Source organism: Aeromonas encheleia (assembly GCF_900637545.1).
Classification (GTDB): Bacteria; Pseudomonadota; Gammaproteobacteria; order Enterobacterales; family Aeromonadaceae; genus Aeromonas; species Aeromonas encheleia.
Window position 1 is genome coordinate 1566908 of sequence record NZ_LR134376.1, and the last position, 22550, is coordinate 1589457.

A 22550-nucleotide genomic window follows, 5' to 3' on the forward strand; every position below is an offset into this window, starting at 1 on the left:
GTCGTCAAAATGCAATAAACCTCTGCTATAACAATAACCTACATTCAACACACAATAATAAAGAGCATCACCTATGAAGAAACGTCCTCTCTCCCTGGTCGCCCTTGGCCTCGGGGCCGTCCTCGCCTTGCCCGCCCTGGCGGCCGACGAAGGCAAGATAGTGATCGCCCACCGCGGCGCCTCCGGTTACCTGCCTGAGCACACGCTCGAGTCCAAAGCCTTGGCCTATGGCATGGGGGCCGATTACCTGGAGCAGGATCTGGTGATGACCAAGGATGACCAGCTGGTGGTGATGCACGATCACTTCCTCGATGGCATCACAGACGTGGCCGAGCGCTTCCCCGACCGGGCCCGTCCGGATGGTCGTTACTACGTGGTGGATTTCACCCTGGCCGAGGTGCGCTCGCTGCGCATGACGGAGCCGTTCCAGCTGGTGGATGGCAAGCAGGTGCCTGTCTATCCGGCCCGTTTCCCGCTGTGGCAGTCCAGCTTCCAGATCCACACCTTCCAGGAAGAGATAGAGATGATCCAGGGGCTCAACAAGAGCACCGGCAACAACATCGGCATCTACCCGGAGATAAAAGCGCCCTGGCTGTTCCGTCACGAAGGCAAGGACATCTCCAAGGCGGTGCTGCAGGTGCTCAAGCAGTACGGCTACACCAACAAAGAGAGCAAGATCTACCTGCAGAGCTTCGATGCCGATGAGCTCAAGCGCATCGACGGCGAGCTGATGCCGGCCCTGGGGATGGACTTGAAGCTGGTGCAGCTGATGGCCGAGACCGACTGGAACGAGACCATGGTCTACGACGCCAAGGGCAAGGCGACCCCCTACGACTACGGCTGGATGTTCAAGCCGGGCGCCATGAAGACGATCGCCGGCTATGCCGACGGCATAGGCCCCTGGAAGCCGATGATAGTCACCGAGCCGGGCACCCCGGGCAAGCCGGTGTTCACCGGCATGGTGAAGGAGGCCCATGCCGCCGGCCTGAAGGTGCATCCTTATACCTTCCGCCAGGACCAGGGTCAGATCCCGGCCTATGCGAAAGACTTCACCGACCTGCTCAACATCTTCCTCTATCAGGCCGATGTGGACGGGGTGTTCAGCGACTTCCCGGACAAGGCGGTCGCGGTCATCAAGGCGCACGGCAAATAATAAAAGAAGAGCAACACGGGAACGCAAGCGGGGCCAAGGTGCCCCGCTTTTTTATGGCATATTGAGAATCTGGACCGCGGCCGGGGAGGGGAAGGGGACTTGTATAGGGATACTCTCAGCATGGCGAGTGTAACTTTATGTTTACGGGTTTGGTGGTTAAGACACCTTTGTCACGCTACTTTCGGGTGCCACTCGTCGTCATGCTGGTTGTTTATCCACCTAATGGAGAATGAAACCGCTGGTTTCACTTGATTGTTTGTTTTTCCTTGGTAATGTGGGGGCGGTTGCGTAACAAAGCGCTGACTTGTGTAAACAATAAAGTACACTTCGCGCTTTTTGGCTTAATACAGTAGAGAGAATGAGATCATGCAGAGAGACCCCCTGAACAACATCCATATCCAGTCCGAACAAGTGATGATCACGCCTGCCCAGCTCAAGGAGAAGTTACCCATCTCCGCCCAGGCGCTGGCATTCGTGCAAGGGGCCCGCACCACCATAGCCGACATCATCCATCGTCGCGATCACCGCCTGTTGGTGATCTGTGGACCCTGCTCCATCCACGACATGGACGCCGCCAAAGAGTACGCAACCAGACTCAAAGCGCTGCATGACGCCTATCAGGATTCTCTCTACATAGTCATGCGGGTCTACTTTGAGAAGCCGCGCACCACGGTCGGCTGGAAGGGCTTCATCAACGATCCGAATTTGGATGGCACCTTCGACGTGGAGCTGGGGCTGCATCGCGCCCGTGAGCTGCTCTGCTGGCTGGCGGAGCTGGAGTTGCCGCTGGCGACCGAGGCGCTGGACCCCATCAGCCCGCAATACCTGGCGGAGCTGTTCTCCTGGTCTGCCATCGGCGCTCGTACCACCGAATCCCAGACCCACAGAGAGATGGCCTCCGGCCTCTCCATGCCGGTCGGCTTCAAGAACGGCACCGACGGCAACCTCGGCACCGCCATCAACGCGCTGCAGGCGGCCTCCAGCCCCCATGCCTTCATGGGCATCAACCAGCAGGGTCAGGTCGCCCTGCTGCAGACCCAGGGCAACCCGGACGGCCACGTGATCCTGCGCGGCGGCAAGCACCCGAACTACGACTCGGTCAATGTGTCGCTGGCGGAAGAGGCGCTGGAGAAGGCGGGCCTGCTGCCCGGACTGGTGGTGGATTGCAGCCACGGCAACTCCAGCAAGGATCATCGCCTGCAACCCAAGGTGGCCGACAACGTCATCCACCAGATCCAGGAGGGCAACAGCTCCATCATAGGGGTGATGCTCGAATCCAACCTGCTGGAGGGCAATCAGTCCAGCGAGCAGCCCAAGGAGCAGATGCGCTACGGGGTCTCCATCACCGATGCCTGCATCGACTGGGACACCACCGCCACCCTGCTGGCACGTTGCCACAGCCAGCTGGCGACCCCTCTCAAGGGCAGAACCTCGTCTTAAGCCGTGGTATCTTGTCTGACGGAAAGTCGAGAACGGCACACCCCTTGGCTGTGCCGTTCTCGTGACATCTTGTTGTCATCGATTGAATCACAGGGCGCCGCCGCCAGCGGCGCCAGCAGGGACCGGATATGGCTGAAGAGTTGAATGCCCTCAGAGACAAGATTGATGCGGTAGATCGGCAGTTGATCGATCTGCTGGCGGAGCGTCTGGCCCTGGTGGGGGAAGTGGGCGAGGTGAAGAGTCGGCACGGCCTGCCCATCTACGCGCCGGATCGGGAGGCGAGCATGCTGGCCCGCCGCCGGGCCGAGGCCGAGGCGCTCGGGGTGCCGGGGGATCTCATCGAGGATGTGCTGCGCCGGGTGATGCGCGAATCCTACGCCAGCGAGAAAGATACCGGCTTCAAGTGCATGAAGCCGACTCTGGGCAAGGTGGTCATCATCGGCGGCCAGGGCCAGCTTGGCCGGCTGTTCGGCCATATGTTCAGCCTCTCCGGCTATCGCGTCGAGACCCTGGAGCAGGCCGACTGGCCGAGGGCCGATGCCATCCTGGCCGGTGCTGGCCTGGTGATGGTGGCGGTACCCATCGACATCACCTGCCAGATCATCGACCGGCTCGGCCACTTGCCCGCCGATTGCCTGCTGGTGGATGTCACCAGCGTCAAGGGGGAGCCGCTCGCTCACATGCTGGCGGTACACCAGGGGCCGGTATTGGGGCTGCACCCCATGTTCGGGCCGGACGTGGCCAGCCTCGCCAAGCAGGTGATCGTCTGCTGCCAGGGCCGGGACCCGGCCGCCAGCCAGTGGCTGCTGGATCAGATGACCATCTGGGGCGCCCGCCTGCAGCAGGTCGAGGCCCGCGCCCACGATGAGGCCATGACCCTCATTCAGGCGCTGCGTCACTTCGCGACCTTCGCCTACGGCTGGCACCTCTCTCAAGAGCGGGCCAATCTGGACAGGCTGCTGGCCCTGAGCTCCCCCATCTACCGGCTGGAGCTCGCCATGGTGGGACGGCTGTTCGCCCAGGATCCCGAGCTCTATGCCGACATCATCCTCTCGTCGCCGCAGAATCTGGCGATGATCCGCCGCTACTACCAGAACTTCGGTGAGGTGCTGGGGTTGCTGGAGCAGGGGGACAGGGCCGGCTTCATCGAGGCCTTCTCGCAGGTCTCCGGCTTCTTCGGCGAACATGCCGACGAGTTCCTGCGCGAGAGCCGCATGCTGCTGGCCCAGGCCAACGACCGCCGCCAGCACGGCTGAGGCGGCGTGCATCCATACAAAAGGGGCCCTCGGGGCCCCTTTTGCTGTCTGTGCTATCCAGTCTGGGATTATTCCGGCTGCGGCAGGCGCAGATCGGCATCGGCCCAGCCCAGCGGCAGGGTCAGCAACTGATCGATCAGCTCCCGGCGATCGGACTTCTCCAGGTAGGCGAGGTAGAGCGGGCGACTCAGCGGCTGACCCCCTTCCACCAGATGAAGCCGTCCCTGCTCGAGGAAGGGGCTCACCATCCGCCGTGGCAGATAGGCGGCGCCACCGTTGGCCAGCACGAACTGCAACGCCATGCTGGCGGAGCTCGAATGCAACACCGGGGTCTTCTGCAGGCTCTGCAGCCGGCTGGGCTGCGGCTCGAAGCTGGTGCCCCAGTCGAGGTGAATGTGCGGCATCTGCATCAGGCTGTCGGCGTTGGCGGCCCCATCCCGGCTCACCAGCTCGAACACCAGCTCACCGATGGGGTGCAGGGCGATCTCGTCGATCTTGGTCGGCTCCGAGAGCAGGGCCAGATCGAGGGAGCGCTCCAGCAGCTGGCGGCACAGGTGCTCGCGGGAGGCGGTCTCGAGCCGTACCGCGAGGCCGGGGGCCAGCGCATAGACATGGTTGAGCCAGTCGTTGAAATCGAGCTCCCAGAACACCGCTGGCGCGCCGATGGCGAGCTGCTGACTGAAACCGGGGGAGAGGGCCACATCCTGCTTGGCGCGGCCCAGGGTGTGCAAGATGGCATCGGCGTAGGGCAGCAGACGCTCACCGGAGGCCGTCAGCCGGATGTTGTTGCGATGACGGGCAAACAGACTGACCCCGAGCTGTTGCTCGAGCTGGCGGATCCGAAAGCTCACCGCCGACTGGGTCAGATAGAGATTCTCAGCCGCCCGGCCAAAGTGGCGGGTCTTGCTGACCTCGATGAAGGTCCGCAGCAGTTCGGTATCCATTAATCGAGTGACTCGTCGCTGCCACCACCGCCGCCGCCACCACTCTCGAAGCCGCCGCCGGTGTCTTCGTTGGCGCCGCCCGCGACTGTGCAGAGGCGGTGCACCCGCTTGGGACCGATCACCTTCAGATATTTGAACCACACCTTGGCGTGCGGGTTGCCACCGGCCTCACCGGATTTGACCTGTTCGAGGAAGGCACTCTCGACCTCATCGCGCGGCGCCAGGTTGCCCTGATAGAGCGCCAGCATGACGGTGCCGAACTTTTCCAGACTGTCCGCTTCGGCCACGGTGAATTCGCCACTGCGACGCAGGCCACGGGGGAAATGTTTGAAGTCATTGAAACGCTTGTCTGATTCGAAGCTCATAGTGCTCTTGTTCTGGTTAGTTTGACCTTTGCGGGCAAGTATCATCAGGCCGTCGCAGAGTGCAAAATCAATTTTCTTCCTATGTTAATAAATATCTTTCATCGAACTGGGTTTGTCTCACCCCGCGCGGGAATTTTGCGGTGAGCAGCACAAAAAGCCTGAAAAATAGTGGAGTTATGTCAGCTTCTGTAAAGGAAGGAGAGAATGGCCGCAGATAAAAAAGCTAAAAATAAAGCGCCATATGGCGCTTTATTTGGGATCGTCATGAATCGGCTGAACCCGATATCCGGTCACTCACTCGATCATGGCTGGCTGAGCCAGGTTGTCGGCACGCCACAGACGGTAGCGTACTTCATACTCCTGCGGCACATAGATGACGAACGGCAGCTTGGAGTTGTAGTTCACGAAGAAGCCCTGACCATAGATCTGGATGAAGGTCTCTTTCTTCTGACCGTCCGGGCAGGCCATCAGGGTGCTGATGGGGCCGGAGACCTGACCCAGGGTCAGGTAGTTGTAGCCCCAGCCCTTGACGCTGTGCTGTTCCAGGTTGCCGGCGAAGCGAGGCAGGTTGCAGTCAACCGGCATCTTCTTGCCGACCTGCAGCTCGACCATCATGTCGGCTTCGTTCTCGACTTCCGGCAGGCGGATCACGACACGTTCCTGGTTCACTTCGGCGGCGGGGAACATGCTGATATCAAATTTTTTCGGCTCGGCGGCGAAGGCATGGCCACCCAATAACAAGGCGCCCAGCAGGCTAAAACGCAATACGGTTTTCATCTGTACCTCATGGGGTTGGTTCAACGCCGCTAGACTAACCGCTCTGCCGGTTTCATGCCAGCGCTCTGCGGCCCAAATCCGGCGGGATCAGGCACACAATGACGTGATCTGGTGCTTTTTTGATATCAAATCCCACCAATGCTCTTATCCCTCGCCGAGGGGGCGGGGCCAACGCGGCCGGCCGAGGCCCCGCACCGTCCGGCTAGCGTACCAGCAGCACCTGCTTGGCCCAGGCACTGGGTGCCCGCATGCCGATGGCGCCGCTGGTGATGTCGAGATAGGCCACCGTCTTGCCCGCCGGGAAGGGGGTGGAGGACCAGAGATAGACGTAGCCGTCATTCACCTCCTTGCCCTCGCCGGCCATGGCGCGGGGAAAGATGGTTTCATTCAGTGCCGGTTTGTAGCAGGCGGATTCCAGCAGGCTGGCCAGCTCCTTGATGGTGGGCAGGCGCCAGTCATGGTGGCCGCCGAAGCCATAGAGGGCGTGGTTGGGTTCGGTGCGGATCCGCTCCGCCGTCAGCAGCGCCTGTTGCCAGTAGAGCCGGGTCGGCTCGCCGCTGCAGCTCTGGTTGCGCCAGCTCTGGCCGAGCTGGCAACGCATCCAGGTCAGGCCGGAGGCTCTGTCCGTCACTGTGCCGTCGCCGCGATCGAGGAAGCGTGAGCTGGGGCTGGTTCTGGGCATGCTGTCGTCGCAGATGGCGATGGCCAGTGCCAGCGGGCTGCACAGACAAAGCAGCAGGGTCAGGAGAAACTTGTTCATCGGGTTACCTCGGCCACCAGGCGCAGTTGCAGGGCATTGACTTCATTGGGATTCTGGACGGCATAGGGATAATCGGCGCCCGGATCCTCCCCCAGGAACTGGGGACCAAGGACCGCGATGGGAACGCTCTCGAGACGACGGGACGGGGTCAGGGTCTGACTCCAGTAGATGCCATGGTAGTCACCGTTGGAAGGGCCGACATCGGGGAAATAGCGCACATCAATGCTGACGACCTGGCCGTCTTGCTGACTGAGGGAGCCAAAATGCTGCAGGCTCATCAGCTCCTGAATGTGGGGCAGACGCCAGTTCTGGATGCCGCACAGTTGCTGGCTATTGAGCCATTGACGGTATTGCTCGGTTGAGCAGATGGCCTCGCCATTCGGGCAGGCGTAGTCCAGCTCCTTCTGGGTGGGATGGTAGTTGCCGAATTCCCAGGCGAAGACCCGATGCAGATCCCGCGGACTGTCCGGGTCATCCAGCTTTTTCTCCCAGACGAGGCCGCTGTTGAGATCCTCCACACAATCCCATTGAGCTGCGCTGTCCGGCAGCGGCTGCCCCTTGTTGTCGAGCTTGCGATAACGCAGGGGAGCCTGCTTGAGGCTGGCATCCTGGCCCGGGTGATCCGCGGGCTCGCTGGTGAGCAGATAATCCACTCCGTCGCTGTACGTCGTGACGCCGCTGGCGGTGACCAGGGCTCTTGGCTGCTGCTGTTGCAATACGGCGCCGAGTCGGGGTTGCAGGCTGAGGAGCTCCGGACTGTCGGAAAAATGCTGACTGAGCTCGGGCAGCAGGGTGACCAGCCCCTGCCAGATCTGGCGCCGGCGTTCATCGACCGTGATCCCCGGCAGGGTCGTGGCGTCATCGAGTGCGGCCAGCGCCAGTTCACCGAGGGCCTGGTTGAACTCTTCCAACCGAGCCAGGGCGGCCAGATCCTGGCCCGGCTGCAGCGGCGCCAGGGCGAGCAGCAGGGCGGCCAGCGCCTCGGCCGGTGGTAATCCCTCGCCGATGCGGGTCTGCAACAGGCTGCTCAGGGGGGTGGGGGTGAGCTGCTGCCCATCCTGGCGTGCCGCCGGGTGGGTCAGGGTCAGGGCTGCCGGGTCGCTTGGGATGAACAGCAGGGGGCTGGTCAGCAAGGCGGGGGAGCGGCCTGTCAGCGGGCGGGCACCGGCGGCGCCGCTGACGGCGGGTTCACCGGCGTCGCAGCGATCGTTTTGATTGAGGTTGACGCACAGGGTGCCCGCCTGGGGCAGGCTGGCCGTCAGGCGATAGTCCGGCGCGGCCAGGGGCGCCTCGTCCGAGCCGCCACCGCAGGCGGTGAGCAGGGGCGCCAGCAAACAGGCCAGCGGGCTAATTCTCATCTTCATTTATGGTCCTTGGAGGGGCCTTGGCCCCTCGCTGCTATTAATAGGAACGAACGGTCTTGCGACGGGCGAGGCGGCGCCAGAGGGCGAGCGGCAACAGCCAGAGCGGGTTGAAGGCTCCGCCCCCGCCGCTGTCCGCGGTGTCGAAGTGGATGATGCCGTCATCCGGCGGCGCTATGGGCTCGCCGCACCGGGCACCGGTGCGCTGGCTGATGCTCCAGCCATTGAGGCGGCCCTGCTTGCCGGGGGCGTTGTCCACCAGCTCCAGGGTCCACCGGCCGGCCAGCGGCTCACCGATGAGCTGACTCAGGGGCTGCAAGGATTGCAGCTCGGTCGGGAACACCCCCTTGAGGCGCGGCAGCGGGCTGTAGCCCTTGTCCCAGATCTGGACCCGGGTGCCGGAGGGGGAGTTGAGCCAGATCTCCAGCTCGTCCAGGGCCTGGTGTTGCAGATCCAGGCTCAGTTGCAGCTCACCGCTCACCCGGGCCAGGGTCTTCTCCACCATCAGGCTGGTCTGGCTCAGTCCCTTCTCATCGGAGCTCAACGCATCCCTGAGGGTCAGTGACTGGCCGTTGGCCCGGCTGATCACGGGGGTACCGATGGGCAGGCTCAGTTGCTGCTGCCATTGACGCTCGCTCGGGCTGGCCCCGGTGAGGGCGAGGCTGACCGGCAGCGCCGCGACATCGCCACAGGCGAGCGGGGTCTGGGCCAGCAGCCGCAGGGTGGTGGTTATGCTGGCACCTGCCGCCAGGGTGCTGGTCTGCCACTGGTAGGGATCGGCCTGCAGACCGCCGGGCAGGGCCAGGGTCAGACTGTGCAGGGTCACCGCCGTGGTGCCGGGGTTGCTGAGGCTGAGCACCACGGACTGGCGCTTGCCGAGTTCGATGGCGCTGCCGTCGGCCAGGGCTATGTTGACCGGCGCCTGCAGCAGGCCGTGCTGGCGGAATGCCTGCTCCAGCAGACGGCCATAGTGGCGCGCCGGGTAGAGTCGCTCGGCCGTGTCCACCGTGAGGCGGGCCAGCTGCGGCATGCGGATGGCCGGGCCCAGGCCGAAGTGGGCCTCGATGACGAGGCGATCAAACTCGTCCCGCGCCAGCTCCCCGTGCTCGGCCACCGCCGCCAGCAGGGCCTGGAACAGAGGCGTGCCCCACAGCTGATCCCCGTTGCTGCCGTTGATGGTGCGGTGGGCCGGGTAGTTGTAGTCCGGGTGGTAGCGGGCGCGCAGATCATCCAGCTGGCGCGGCACCCTGTCGGTGAAGCGGGCATCCCAGTTGAACACCATGGCCGGCTCGAAGTTGCGCCCGGCCTCGCTGCGCTGGCGATGGCTGGCCGCCAGATAGTCGCTGAAGCCTTCGCCGATGGCGCCCCAGTCCCCCTCATCGCCGAGATCCGGCACTATGTGGTGCTGCACCGCATGGCCGAACTCGTGCCAGACAACCATGGGATCCTCGGCATCGGGCACGCCGCTGCGGCCCAGCTCCAGCCTGCGCTCGAACGGATCGTAGAGGGAGTTGTCCTGAAAGCCCGCATCGGTGTCGATGTCGAGGGCGCCCGGGATGAGGTTGGCAAAGCCGAGCGCCTTGAGGTGGCGCTGGGCCAGGTCCAGGTGGTAGTAGGCGTTGATGTCGGCAAAGCCGAGGTCGTCCCGGGTCAGGCGAAACGCCAGTGGGTTGTCGGCGCGGTAGGGGGCCGTGCTGGGCTCCATGGCATCCACCACCCGGGCATGGGGGCCGCTCAGCACGTAGTCACTGCCTTGCCGGGTGACGGGCAGCACCACCTTGTCCTGATAGGCGGCATCGGCCAGCACCAGAGCTTCGTGCCAGACCAGGCTGGCATCTTGCAGCTGGGTGCGAGGATCCGGATCGAACACCCGGGCCAGCACCGACACCTCGCCCGCGTCAGGCGCCTGCAGCGCCTGGGTGGTGGCGATGTCGCCCCAGCGGCCGAGCTCCTGACTGCCGTCGCAGCTCGCAAACAGCTGTACATGGGAGGCCTTGGCGTTGCCCTCCTTGTGCTCGCGTACCCGTTGGCGCAGGGCCGGCACCAGGGTCTCGCCATCGCGCCAATACCAGGCCTCGACCGGTCCCAGCGGATCTATCTCGGCGCCCGCATCGCGCAGGCTGGTCAGCAGGGGATCCAGGTTGCCGCTGGCATCGCAGCCCGGCTGGCTGGCGGTGAGGGGGCGCAGGTTGTGGTAGAGGCGCCAGGGCTTGCCGGCCGGATCGATGCTGACGGCGGCCTGAGTGGTGGCCACCGGCAGGCCGTTGACCAGCTGGTGGAAGCTATGGTGATGGCCGAGCAGGCTGGTCCTGTCGTAGTCGAGGGCCAGGGTCACGCCGAGGCGCTGCTCCAGCCACTGCTGCGGCGTGGTGGTCAGCGGCGCTGCATCGACGAACAGCAGCTCCGCCGCACAGAGGGGCTGGGCGAGCAGGGTCGCCGCCAGCCAGAGGGCCAGGGAAGAGGGTTTCATAGTTGACTCCAAAACAGAGATGAAAGGGGGCGCCATGGCATCAGCGGCTGATCCCGGCCAGGCTGAGCAGGAAGGCATATTCACGGGCGGCCTGCTGCCGCGCCGTGTGGGGGCTGGCCTGGTGGCCGCCATCGAGCTCGGTGCTCAGCAGATAGGGACCCGTCCCCGTGCTGTGCTCCCGCAGGCGGGCCAGCCACTTGAGCGGCTCCCAGTAGGGCACCTGACTGTCGTACAGCCCGGCCGTTACATAGAGGGGCGGGTAGGGGGCGGCGTGCAGGTTGTCATAGGGGCCGAGCCTGCGCATGGCGGCATAGTCGGCCGGCCTGGCCGGGTTGCCCCACTCGGCATACTCCTGACGGGTGAGGGGCAGCTCGGGATCCAACATGGTGGCGAGCAGGTCGACGAAGGGCACCTGCAGCACGGCGCCGGCGAAGCGGGTCGGCGCCTGATTGAGCGCCGCCGCCACCAGCAGGCCACCGGCGCTGCCGCCCATGGCGAACAGGCGGGCGGGGTCGATGGTGGGATCTAGCGCCAGGGCATCGGCGACCGCCAGGAAGTCGTCCACGCTGTGCTGCTTGTGCAGGCCACGCCCCTCCTGGTACCAGTCATCCCCCAGCAGGCCGCCGCCGCGTACATGGGCGATGGCGTAGACGAAACCGCGATCGAGCAGGCTCAGCACCTGGGGTTGGTAGTAGGGGCGCATGGGGGTGCCATACGCGCCATAGCCATAGAGCAGCAGCGCCTTGGGACGGGTGACATCCTTGCGCCACACCAGGGAGACCGGCACCCGGGTGCCATCCTTGCCCTGCACCCAGCGCCGTTCGCTCTGATAGGGGGACTCCGTGGCCTGGGCGGCATCGTTCGACCATCGACCCGAGGCCAGATCCAGCCAGCGCTGGTGCGGGGCCTCGGCCATGCCCTGGCGGCGGATCAGCACCCGCCCACTGGTGGGCTCCTGGCTGCCCTGGATCCAGGCCGTGCCGGCCCCCTCGGTGAGTGGCAGGCTGTGCACCAGCCTGCCGTCGGCATCCAGCACATCGAGCCAGTCATCGCCCTCCTTGCGGTATTGCAGCACTGTGTGATCGGCAAACAGGCGCCACTTCTCGAGGGTTTTATCCTGGCCGGACCAGAGCCGGCGCCAGGGTTGCCGGCCCGCCTCGGCCAGGCTGGCGGCCTGGTAGAGACCTAGCGCCCCATCCTGATTGCTCTTGAACAGCACCCGCTCATCCAGGGTGTCCAGGTAGTACTCCACCCCGGGCTGGCGGGCCCTAATCAGGGCCGCCTTGCCGTCGTCCAGCAGATATTGCTCGGAGCCGTTGTGGTTGTTGCTCTGCAAGATGAGGTGGCGCCGGTCCGTGGTGCGATAGAGGCTGAGCAGCCAGGCGGCGTCGGCCTCCTGATGCACGAGTGCTTCCTTGCCGTCCTGCCAGGCCAACAGCTGCCAGGGGCGCAGGGTGTTGCGCTCGTTGGCGAGGGTGTAGAGGGTGCGGCCATCCCGGCTCCAGAGCAGATCGCCGGCGCGGTGCGTCAGGGTGGTGAGCGTCTTGTCACTCTCCAGATCCAGCACGGTGATGCGGTAATCCCGATCGCCGCGGCTGTCTTCGGCCAGCGCCAGCCAGCGCCCGTCGGGGTGCAGGGACCAGCCGGCGAGCTCGTAGTAGCCGTTGTCCGGTTGGCGCGGGGCCAGCCGCTGGCGGGGGGCGGCCCGCTCATCGGTCCGTTGCCACAGGCTGCCGTCCGCCTGCATACGCCACTGGCTACCCGCCTGGTGCAGCCACTCCTCGGGCATGGGTTCGCCCCGCCCCCGGGCTTGCCACTCGGTTTGCAACTGCTGCGCCAGCCCTTGCTGCTCGCTGAGGCGCTGCTCGGTCCAGCGGTTCTGCTCGCGCAGCAGCGCCAGCAGCTCGGGAGAGCGGCGGCTGTCGTCACGCCAGCCGCCATAGGGATCGAGCCGGGCTATCTCCCCCTGTAGCAGCGCGGGACGCTTGGGGATGAGGGGCGCCGCTTCTTGGGTCGCCTCATGAAGAAGGGCGGACGCCGGGGTGGCCAGCAGGGCGGCCAGGATCAGTAAGTGCTGCATCAGATCCCCCAGAAGGTGTAGCGCAGGCTGGCGCTCAGTGAGCGGCCGGTCTGGGTGAAGAGGGAGGCGTCGGTGCCGGCTTCCAGCCCGGCCACATCCTGATAGCGGGTGTAACGGGTGTCGAACAGGTTATCCAGCTTGAGGTTGACCTTGAGGGCGTCGGTGATCAGCCAGTCGGCGGTCATGCCCAAGCTGAACCAGCCGGCGCTCTGCATGCACTCTCCCTGCTGCTTGGTCAGGCTGTTGCCACAGCTGGGCACCCTGTCCATGGCGGCGGCGTAGTCCGCCTGCACCCCCAGGCTCCAGTCATTGGTCTGGTAGCTCAGGCGGGTGTTGCCCTCAAGGGGGGTCAGGGTGCGCAGCGCCTCGCCCTGGCTGTCTTCCCCGTCGACCCAGCCGAGCTTGGTGGCCAGCTCCCACTCCTGGGTCAGCCAGTAGCTGGCGGCGATTTCCGCCCCCCAGGTCTCGGCCTTGGCCACGTTGCGGTACTGGCGCAGTATGACGCCGTCACTCAGGCGCAGCCCCACCTCGCGCCAGTCGATGAAGTTGTAGTAACGGTTGTAGAAGAGGGCCGGCTTGATGCTCCAGCTCTCCCCCTCGCCACTCAAACCCCACTCGAAGCTGTGGCTGGTCTCCTCCTTCAGATCCGTGTTGGCGATGATCTGGAACGGCGGCAGGGCGAAGTAGTGGGGAATGTTGCCGTACACCTTGTCGTAGGAGGGAGCCCGAAAGCCGTTGGCATAGCTGAGCCAGCTGCGCCACTGCTCGTTGAAGCGGTAGCTGGCGGCCAGGCTCGGGGAGAGATGCCAGCTGTGGTTCTCGCCCTGATTGCCATCTTGCGGGCGCAGCCACTGGTGATCCATGCGCAAGGTGGGGGTGAATTGCCACCGGCCCAGGGTGGCCACGTCGCCGAGCCAGACCCCTGCCCGGTCGGTGCGGGCACTGCTGAAGGGCTCGGACTGGCTGGGCTGGGGCACGCCCGCCTCCAGGCTCAGCTTCTCCACCGGCCGCTCGTGGCGGGTACGCTCCAGCTCGACGCCGTAGCTCAGCTTGTGGGCAAGGTCGCCGGTGACGAGATCCCGGCGCACATCCAGCTCGCTGCCGACGCGGTCTTCGGTGAAGGTGGAGAGCTCTCGCTCGCTGCGGTAGCGGGGATAGCCGCTCAGCAGGTCGTTTTGCAGCAGGCTGCGCTTGTTGGCGCTGTTCTTGGAGTGGTTGCCATAGAGGCTCCAGGTGAACTGATCCGCCAGCAGGCTGCCGAGATCGCTCGCCTCCCAGCCAAGTTTGCCCCCCTGGGTGCGCTGGCTGCCCTGCTCATTGTATTGGCGCACCTGCCACTTGCCGTCAGGCTGGGGCACCTCGCGCGGTCCTTGATCCCGCTCGGCATTGTCTTCGAAGTAGTCGAGCTCGAGGCGCAGCAGGTGGTGTTCATTCAGCTCGAAACGGGAGCTGGTGGAGGCGCTGAGGCCGTCCAGATCCGCCGGGATGCGGCTCTCGTCATAGTTGGCGGTCTCGTGTCCCTGCCAGCCGGAGAGGCGCAGCAGGTGCTCGCTGTCCAGCACCCGGGCGGCGCCGGTGGCGCTCAGTTTCTGCTTGTCGCTGCTGCCATCCTGCAGGATCTTGCCGCTCAGATAGGCATCCTGGCCCTGCAGGTAGTCTTCCGGCTGCTTGGTGCTGATGACGATGGTACCGCCGATGGCGTCTGAGCCGTGCAGGGAGGAGCCCGCCCCCTTGGCCACCTCGATCTGTTTGACGTCATCGAGATCGAAGCTGAAGCGGCCTACCTTGTCGTTGAGATCGTCGGCGCCGAAGCCGTCGCTGACCCGCACTCCGTCCTTGATGATCAGCACCCGGTTGCCGCCCATGCCGCGGATGATGATGTTCTGTGGCCGGCCGGCGGAGCCGGTCACCGAGACGCCGGGCTCGTTCTTGAACACGTCGGTGAGCTCGGTGGCTACCTGGCGATCCAGGTCTTCCTCGGTGATGACGGTGATGGAGCCCGAGACATCGGACAGCTTCTGTTCGATCCGCTGGCCCTTGACCACTATGGTCTCGCGCGCCTTGAGGGTGGGGTTGATCCCGGTTGAGTCTATCCCGGCCGGATCGCTGGCGGCCAGGGCTGTGCCGGACAGCAGCATGGGCCAGTAGTGCAATGGTGTTTTCATTGTTGATAATGATTATTATTTAAGCCTGAAGGGCGCGGATTATTGCAGAGTGGTCCAGCCAGATCAATGATTGATAACTATTATCATTTGGTTTTTATAGTCTTGATTGGATTGATGTTTTTGACTGGTAAATCAGTAGGGGAAGGCAGACGTTTGCGGATAGATAGGTCAGCAATGAAGGAAAAGGGAGGGGGAGGTGAGAGGAACATGTCTGTGACGAATGGAACCGAAGGCAATAAAAAGCCCGCCGGGGTGGCGGGCTTTTCGGACTCGATAAACCCCGTCAGGGGGCGCGATAGAAGCGATTGAGCTCGTTCATCACCTGGATCATGGCGCCCATGTCCGGGGTACCGTGTTTGATGGGGCGATAGCTGTCGCGATCCAGCAGTTCGAAGTCACCCTGCTTGTTGAAGTGGGTGATGGTGTTGTCCTGATAGATGGCGAAATCATTCTGATCGCCGGCCAGCAGCCAGTTGCGCGGGCTGGTGTCGAACAGGCTGCGGCCTATGCTGTAGTCCCGCGGCGGATTGCGGACCCCCAGCATGCCCTTCATCAGGGTCGGCACCAGATCCAGGTGGCTGCTCGGTTGCTCCTGTGACTTGCTCTCGGCACCGGGCCAGGCGAGTACCAGGGGCACCTGCACCTGATAGGGCGAGTAGTTGCTGCCATAGCCCCAGCTGTTGCTCTGGGTTTCGTTGAACTCCTGACCGTGGTTGGAGGTGACGACGACTATGGTCTGCTCGCTCAGCCCCTGCTGCTGCAGCTGATCCAGCATCTGCGCCAGCAACTGATCGGTATAGAACACGGTGTTCTTGTAGCGATTCTCCAGCTTCTGCAGGTTCTCGGTCCGGTAGGCGGTGGCCGGATTGAAGCGGGTCAGCTCGGGCTGGAAGGGCCCCTTCACCCCGGCGGGCACCTGATAATCGCCCGGGCTCGACAGATAGACCAGCGAGAACCAGGGGCGATCGTCGGTGCGCTTGAGCATCCACTGCTGCCAGTCGCCGATCAGGCGAGTGTCATCGATCTGCTCGGAGACAAACACCTGCTTGCGCAGGCCGGCGAGCAGGCTCTGCTGGTATTGCTGGGCATCTTCCAGCGCACCGAACAGGCCGAACTGATAGTCCTGGCGCAGCATCTCGTCGAACAGCACCGGTGGGCGCTTGTCGGTGCGGATGTCGTCATAGTAGTGGCCGGGCAGCCCGTAGAAGAGGCTGAACATCCCCATCACATCGTCGTTGCCGCCACTCATGTGGTTGCGGAAATTGAGATGGTTGTCTGCGTAGCGCTGCAGGTTGGGCATGTTGATGCTGTTGAGCATGTCGGCCCGCAGCGAGTCGACCACCACCACCAGCAGGTTCTTGTGCTCGGACGGGGCGCTCACGTTGAGCGGGCGCAGCGGGTAGAGCAGCCGGTGCTCACCGTTGCCCTGATCCTCGGCCTTCTTCTCATACTGCTCGAGATCCAGCCAGCCATGCTTGGCCAGGAAACTTCTGGCGGTCATGGGGTAGGAGAGCGGGAAGTTGGCGCGCTGCATGGTGATGGGCTGATACAGGGTCGCATCGGCCCAGCTGTTGACCAGATGGGTCAGCATGAAGCAGACCAGCAGGGCCAGCCCGACCTGATTGCCGTACTGGCGGCGCTTGCGCTTGTTGATCTTGCGCCACACATAGGCCGACAGCAGCAGCTGCAGCAGGAAGATGGTCGGCACCGCCACGAAGATGATGCTCCAGATCGAGCCCTCCTCGGTCTGGGCCTGATCCAGCAGCAGTTGCCACACCTGACCGTTCAGGTGGAACTTGAACAGCTGGAACACCTGGGTATCGATCAGCAGCAGCACCAGCGCCAGGGTGGCGATGATGGCCGAGATGAAGCGCAGCGGCCTCTCTTTGGGCAGCACAAAGCTCAGCGGGAATATGGTCAGCAGGTAGGTGACGAAGCTCAGGAACGAGAAATGACCTATCCAGCTGATGATGAGATAGGTCACGCCGAGCGTGGTCGATGGCCAACTGATGGAACCCAGGTAACGGGTCGCGATCAGCATGGCCAGGATGATGTTGAAGAAGGAGAACCAATGCCCCCAGGTGATCAGGCGAGAGACATTATCACGATAGGGGTTGCCGGTTTCGACCATAGTGATCCATCTGCGTAGAGAAACGTCAAAAAAGTCGGCGACTCAATGTGCGTCGTGGCGATTGTCGACCGAAGAAGTCAGAGCCTGGATAAATTTTTCAGCAATAGCCTGACGTTGTGCCGGAGCCATGTTGTTGATGATGTTGGTACTCAGATTGCCCAGCACCATCAGGCTGAGGTCGACTGGCGCTTTGTGCTTCTCCAGTACGGTGATCAGGTCATTCATCAGGTCATCAAATTGCTGGTTTGTGTACTTTGATACGATGGGCATAATCTTCAGTTCATCTCGGTTCAAAGCGCCTTATAATACTTCACCCTTTCGGCTAACACTATGGCTTTGTGACATGAGTCTCGATATCGACAAGATCATTCTTCACTCCCTGCGCCAGGGCAACGATGGTCAACCGCACGCCGACACCCGCAGCCAGACCCTGCCTGCCGACGAGGCGGTGCAAGGGCTGATGGCAGAACTGCATCGCATCTATAACGGCAAGGGCGGCAAGGGCTTCGGTTTCTTTGCCGACCCCGAAGCGGCCGTTGCCGAGCTGGCCGACGGCGAAGACGCCCCGAAACAGCCCTCTCCCGCCTTTCGCATCGCCCTCGAGCAACTGCTCGGCGAGCAGACCGAATTCGTCCCCTTCTCGGTGACCATGACCCAGCTGCTGGTGAAAAACCTGGTGGAGCACGCCCTGGATGAGCAAGGGGTGCTGTTGTTTGCCAAGTACAACTATGTCGGCGTCGATTATTTGATGATTGCCCTGCTGGAAGGCAAGGAGAGCGTCACCGTCAGCGAGGCGCTGGACTTGCGCCATATTCACTACCTGGATATCGGTAAACTCAACCTGGTGGCCCGCATCGATCTGACCGAGTGGAAAACCCAGCCGGAATCCCGCCGTTATATCACCTTCAGCAAGGGGCGGGTCGGCCGCAAGCTGGGGGACTTCTTCCTGGATCTGTTGGGTGCCCGCGAGGGGATGGATGCCAAGGTGCAGAATAAAGGCCTGTTGCAGGCGGTGGACGATTATTGCGACAGCCGTCAGCTCGAACCCGCCGAACGCAATGACTACAAGAAGCAGGTCTTCAAATATTGCACCGAGCAGGCCAGCGCCGGCGAGGAGATCGAGATCAAGGAGCTCTCAGCCGAATTGCCGGGGGATGGCGATCTCGACTTCTACAGCTTCCTCGGCCAGGAATATGAGCTGGAAGAGCGTTTCCCGGCCGATCGCTCCACCCTGCGTGGGCTGACCAAATTTGTCGGCTCCGGCGGCGGCCTGACCCTGAGTTTTGAACAGAAGCTATTGAACAGCCGCATCTTTTACGATCCGCAGACCGATACCCTGACCATCCGTGGCGTGCCGCCCAACCTCAAGGATCAGTTGCTGCGTCAGTCATAATGTGATCCAGGCTCCATTTTTGCTAAAAAGACACCACAGCCCGCTGTGGTGTCTTTTTATTTAAGGGGTTGGCGTGCATGGAAACCGACTCGGTACTTTGTTAACACATTGCACAGAATAATGGGGATGAAAGGGTTTTCATTGGAGTGAAACCCCTTTCAATGGCGTAAATTTATTTCTGTTTGGTAATTATTTTTCGGTCAACAACCAAAAATATGCCAATAAATCCCCCTAACCTCCTGAAATAAGAAAATGTTTTCAGAACTTTCTGGAAGAAAATACGTAATTGCATTTCAAAAATGCGAGGCGTGTCATGTGAGGCGGTGGCGGCTTGGGATAATATTCATCTCGCACACAATGCTCTTACAGCGCGGAACTAATACAAGGAAAGGCTCATGAAAAAGAAATTGCTGTCATCCCTGATCGGTCTGGCTACTCTGGGCGTGGCTTGCTCAGCCACTGCTGCGATTGACGAAGGTCAACTGACCATCTGGATCAACGGTGACAAGGGCTACAACGGCCTGGCCGAAGTAGGTAAGAAGTTCGAAGCCGAGACCGGCATCAAGGTCACCGTCGCTCACCCGGATCAGGTCGAGGTGAAATTCCAGCAAGCTGCCGCCACCGGCAACGGTCCGGACATCTTCTTCTGGGCTCACGACCGTTACGGTGAGTGGGTCAAGGCCGGTCTGCTGGTCCCCGTGACCCCGAACGCCGCCGAGAAGGCCAAGTTCGAGCAGTTCGCCTGGGATGCCATGACCGTCGATGGCAAGACCTACGGTTACCCGGTCGCGGTCGAAGCCGTCAGCCTGATTTACAACAAGGATCTGTTGCCCAATCCGCCGAAGACCTTCGAAGAGATCGCCAAGATCGACGAAGACCTGAAGAAGAGTGGCAAGCGCGCCATCATGTGGGCCTATGACACCCCCTACTTCAGCTACCCGCTGGTGGCCGCCAACGGTGGTTATGCCTTCAAGAAGACCGCCACCGGTTATGACGTGAAAGACACCGGCGTGGCCAACGCGGGTGCCAAGGCCGGCGTCGGCTACATCTCCGAGATGATCAAGTCCGGTCACCTGGAGAAGGGCATCGACTACGGTGTCATGGATGCCAAGTTCAACAAGGGCGAAGTGGCCATGATGATCAATGGCCCCTGGGCCTGGAGCAACCTGGACAAGAGCGGCATCAAGTACGGTGTAGCGCCGCTGCCGACCCTGAAGGGTAAGCCGGCCAAGGCCTTCGTCGGCGTGCTGGGCGCGACCATCAACGCCGCCAGCCCGAACAAGGATCTGGCCATCGAGTTCCTCGAGAACTACCTGCTGACCGATGCCGGTCTGGCGCCGGTGAACGCCGACAAGCCGCTGGGTGCCGTGGCACTGAAGTCCTTCCAGAAGACCCTGGAATCGGATCCGAACATCAAGGCCACCATGCAGAACGCCCAGAATGGCGAGCCGATGCCGTCCGTGCCTGAGATGAGCCGTTTCTGGTCCTCCTTCGAAACTGCCCTCAAGAACGTCACCTCTGGCCGTCAGAGCGTTGATGAAGCCCTGGATACCGCTGCCAAGCGTATCGTTCAGTAAGCACGCACCAGGGAGGCCTTCGGGCCTCCCACTCTCTCAAATCTCTCTTGGCGTTATAAAGGTTAATTGGCATGGAAGTAGTACCTTCTATTGAATCCTATGCCGGTCCGAAGGATAAGCACACCTGGCTTAAGTGGACCCTCGCAGCCCTGGTAGCCATCCTCAACGGTTATGCAGCCGTGATGATGTACGCCAGCGGTGAGTGGGTATTCGCTCTGCTCGATCTGGTGGTGGTCTCCGTCGGTCTGTATGTCTTCATGAACAAGAAGACCTATGCCCACCGCTATATCTTCCCCGGTGTGGCTGGCATGGTTGTTTTTATCATCTTCCCTCTTGCCTACACGATCGGCATCGCCTTCACCAACTACTCGGGTGCCAACCTGCTCTCCCTCGAGCAGGCACGGGAATACCATCTGAAAAAAAGCTACAAGGTGACCGGCGGTGAATTCGATTTCACCCTCTTGGGTGGTGAGAACAATCAGTTTCAGCTGCTGTTGCAACAGGACGACCAATCCTTTATCAGTCAACCCCTTACTCTGCTGAATAACCAGGCTCGCACCCAGGCCGTCCGCGAGGGCAAGGTGCAGGATGGCGTCCAGGTTGTTCAGTTGCAGCCCCTGAACGGGGAGTCCGTCGGCCAGGCGGCACCCATCCGGGCCATCGTCGATCACCGTACCAACCTCAATGCGCTGGATCTGGTGCTGCCGGATGGCAAGATCCACCTGACCATGAGCAGCCTGCGCAAGTTTGCCGCCCAGAAGCCGCTCTATACCCAGCTGGTGGACGGCGCCGTGCTCAAGTCCGGGGTGGTGATCAAGGACAGCAATCTGCTGCGTGACAACCAGAGTGGCGAGCTGATGCTGCCCAACGGTGACACCGGCTTCTACCAGTACATCGATGCCGATGGCCAGTTTGTCGGCAAGGGCATGGCCCCCGGTTTCGTGGTGAGCGTGGGCTGGAAGAACTTCGCCCGCATCATGACAGACCCGGGCATCCAGGGTCCCTTCATGCAGATCTTCGTCTGGACCGTGATCTTCTCCGCCTGTTCGGTCGTCTTCACCCTGGCCATCGGCATGGTGATGGCCTGTCTGGTGCAGTGGGAACAACTCAGGGGGCGCGGCTTCTACCGGGTCATGCTGATCCTGCCCTATGCGATCCCGGCGTTCATCTCCATCCTGGTGTTCAAGGGCTTGTTCAACCAGAACTTCGGTGAGATCAACCTGTTCCTGGAAGCGGCGTTCGGCATCAAGCCGGACTGGTACACCACCCCCTTCCTGGCCAAGGTGATGATCCTCATCGTCAACACCTGGCTCGGCTACCCCTACATGATGATCCTCTGCATGGGGCTGCTCAAGGCGATCCCGGAGGACCTCTACGAGGCGTCGGCCATGGACGGTGCGGGTCCGGTACAGAACTTCTTCAAGATCACGGTACCGCTGTTGATGAAGCCGCTCACGCCGCTGCTGATCGCATCCTTTGCGTTCAACTTCAACAACTTCGTCCTCATCCAGTTGTTGACCAACGGGGCGCCGGACATCATAGGGGCCAGTACGCCCGCCGGGACCACCGATCTGCTGGTGAACTACACCTACCGGATCGCGTTCCAGGGCTCGGGTGGTCAGGACTACGGTCTGGCCAGTGCCATCGCCACCGCCATCTTCCTGATCGTCGGCGCGCTCGCACTGCTCAACCTGAAATTGTCCAAAGCCGACAAGCAACTGTAAGGAGGCTTCTAAATGGCAATCGTACAACCCAAGTCAGTCAAATACCGGGTGTGGGCAACCCACCTGGTCATGTGGGGCTTCCTCGCGCTGATCATCTTCCCGGTGATCATGGTTATCGCCATCTCGTTTCGTAACGGCAACTTCTCGGTGGGGGAGATCATCCCCTCCGATCCGACCCTGGATCACTGGAAGCTGGCGCTGGGCATGTCCATCACCAACGCCGATGGCAGCATCACGCCGCCACCCTTCCCGGTGCTGACCTGGCTGTGGAACTCCATCAAGATCGCGGGCATCACCGCCGTGATGATAGTGGCGCTGTCGACCACCTGTGCCTATGCGTTTGCCCGCCTGCGGTTCCGTGGCAAGCAGACCATCCTGCAGGGGATGCTGATCTTCCAGATGTTCCCGGCGGTGCTGGCGCTGGTGGCCATCTATGCGCTGTTCAACAAGATCGGTGACTACATCCCCTGGCTGGGTCTCAACACCCACGGCGGCCTGATCCTGGCCTATATGGGCGGCATAGCGCTGCACGTCTGGACCATCAAGGGCTACTTCGAGACCATCGACTCCTCCCTGGAGGAGGCGGCGGCCATCGACGGCGCCACCCCGTGGCAGGCTTTCCGCCTGATCCTGTTGCCCCTGTCGGTGCCCATCCTGGCGGTGGTATTCATTCTGGCCTTCATCGGCACCATCACCGAGGTGCCCGTGGCCTCCATCCTGCTGCAGGATGTGAACAACCTGACCCTGGCGGTCGGTGCCCAGCAATACCTCTATCCGCAGAACTATCTGTGGGGTGACTTCGCGGCCGCCGCCGTGCTGTCCGGTCTGCCCATCACAGTGGTGTTCCTGCTGGCTCAGCGCTGGCTGGTGGGCGGTCTCACCGCTGGCGGGGTGAAAGGTTAAGTGTGCTTGCCGCATGTGCCACGCCGCCAACACCAAGGTATTCCTGCTGGT

General features: G+C 62.3%; 17 protein-coding genes. 7 read left to right on the forward strand and 10 right to left on the reverse strand.

The window, feature by feature from the left end:
• Positions 1-73: 73 nt before the first annotated feature.
• The 3 genes from glpQ (at position 74) to tyrA (ending at position 3849) form a co-directional block, all read left to right on the forward strand.
• Positions 74-1153 carry a glycerophosphodiester phosphodiesterase gene (gene glpQ, locus EL255_RS07505; RefSeq protein ID WP_042651468.1) on the forward strand — a complete coding sequence of 360 codons (1080 nt, stop codon included), beginning with the start codon at positions 74-76 and terminating at the stop codon, positions 1151-1153.
• 366 nt (positions 1154-1519) lie between these two features.
• Positions 1520-2593, forward strand: coding sequence for a 3-deoxy-7-phosphoheptulonate synthase (locus EL255_RS07510; RefSeq protein ID WP_042651469.1), 1074 nt, complete (start codon positions 1520-1522; stop codon positions 2591-2593).
• A 128-nt stretch (positions 2594-2721) separates the two neighbouring features.
• Positions 2722-3849: a bifunctional chorismate mutase/prephenate dehydrogenase gene (gene tyrA, locus EL255_RS07515; RefSeq protein WP_042651470.1), complete on the forward strand. Its 1128-nt coding sequence runs from the start codon at positions 2722-2724 to the stop codon at positions 3847-3849.
• A 68-nt stretch (positions 3850-3917) separates the two neighbouring features.
• On the opposite strand, the gene hdfR is transcribed toward tyrA, so the two are convergent.
• From hdfR to EL255_RS07565, 10 genes are all read right to left on the reverse strand, one after another.
• Positions 3918-4793 (reverse strand): HTH-type transcriptional regulator HdfR, encoded by an 876-nt coding sequence (hdfR, locus tag EL255_RS07520; RefSeq protein ID WP_042651471.1) that lies wholly within the window; start codon positions 4791-4793, stop codon positions 3918-3920.
• Complete coding sequence (locus EL255_RS07525; RefSeq protein ID WP_042651472.1) at positions 4793-5158, reverse strand: MaoP family protein; 366 nt, start codon at positions 5156-5158, stop codon at positions 4793-4795. Before EL255_RS07525 ends, hdfR begins: the two co-directional genes overlap by 1 nt.
• 294 nt (positions 5159-5452) lie before the next feature.
• Entirely contained in the window at positions 5453-5935 is a 483-nt protein-coding gene (gene eco, locus EL255_RS07530) for a serine protease inhibitor ecotin (protein WP_042651473.1), read from the reverse strand.
• A 202-nt stretch (positions 5936-6137) separates the two neighbouring features.
• Complete coding sequence (locus EL255_RS07535; RefSeq protein WP_042651474.1) at positions 6138-6695, reverse strand: Lcl C-terminal domain-containing protein; 558 nt, start codon at positions 6693-6695, stop codon at positions 6138-6140.
• The gene (locus EL255_RS07540; protein ID WP_042651475.1) at positions 6692-8059 is read right to left on the reverse strand and encodes an Lcl C-terminal domain-containing protein; all 1368 of its coding nucleotides are present in this window, start codon (positions 8057-8059) and stop codon (positions 6692-6694) included. Before EL255_RS07540 ends, EL255_RS07535 begins: the two co-directional genes overlap by 4 nt.
• A gap of 37 nt (positions 8060-8096) precedes the next feature.
• Positions 8097-10526, reverse strand: coding sequence for a proprotein convertase P-domain-containing protein (locus EL255_RS07545; RefSeq protein ID WP_042651476.1), 2430 nt, complete (start codon positions 10524-10526; stop codon positions 8097-8099).
• Between the two features lie 40 nt (positions 10527-10566).
• The gene (locus tag EL255_RS07550; protein WP_042651477.1) at positions 10567-12606 is read right to left on the reverse strand and encodes a prolyl oligopeptidase family serine peptidase; all 2040 of its coding nucleotides are present in this window, start codon (positions 12604-12606) and stop codon (positions 10567-10569) included.
• On the reverse strand, positions 12606-14771 hold the full coding sequence (locus EL255_RS07555; protein WP_042651478.1) for a TonB-dependent hemoglobin/transferrin/lactoferrin family receptor: 2166 nt from the start codon (positions 14769-14771) through the stop codon (positions 12606-12608). Before EL255_RS07555 ends, EL255_RS07550 begins: the two co-directional genes overlap by 1 nt.
• A 283-nt stretch (positions 14772-15054) precedes the next feature.
• Positions 15055-16902 (reverse strand): DUF3413 domain-containing protein, encoded by a 1848-nt coding sequence (locus tag EL255_RS07560; protein ID WP_042651479.1) that lies wholly within the window; start codon positions 16900-16902, stop codon positions 15055-15057.
• 42 nt (positions 16903-16944) lie between these two features.
• Positions 16945-17172 carry a YejL family protein gene (locus tag EL255_RS07565; RefSeq protein ID WP_042651480.1) on the reverse strand — a complete coding sequence of 76 codons (228 nt, stop codon included), beginning with the start codon at positions 17170-17172 and terminating at the stop codon, positions 16945-16947.
• Between the two features lie 73 nt (positions 17173-17245).
• Here EL255_RS07565 and yejK point away from each other — a divergent pair, with 73 nt between their 5' ends.
• From yejK to malG, 4 genes are all read left to right on the forward strand, one after another.
• On the forward strand, positions 17246-18295 hold the full coding sequence (gene yejK / locus EL255_RS07570; protein ID WP_042651481.1) for a nucleoid-associated protein YejK: 1050 nt from the start codon (positions 17246-17248) through the stop codon (positions 18293-18295).
• 395 nt (positions 18296-18690) lie between these two features.
• Entirely contained in the window at positions 18691-19872 is a 1182-nt protein-coding gene (gene malE / locus EL255_RS07575; protein WP_042651482.1) for a maltose/maltodextrin ABC transporter substrate-binding protein MalE, read from the forward strand.
• 71 nt (positions 19873-19943) lie between these two features.
• Positions 19944-21596: a maltose ABC transporter permease MalF gene (malF, locus tag EL255_RS07580; protein WP_042651483.1), complete on the forward strand. Its 1653-nt coding sequence runs from the start codon at positions 19944-19946 to the stop codon at positions 21594-21596.
• A gap of 12 nt (positions 21597-21608) precedes the next feature.
• Complete coding sequence (gene malG, locus EL255_RS07585; protein ID WP_033131921.1) at positions 21609-22499, forward strand: maltose ABC transporter permease MalG; 891 nt, start codon at positions 21609-21611, stop codon at positions 22497-22499.
• Positions 22500-22550 lie beyond the last annotated feature (51 nt).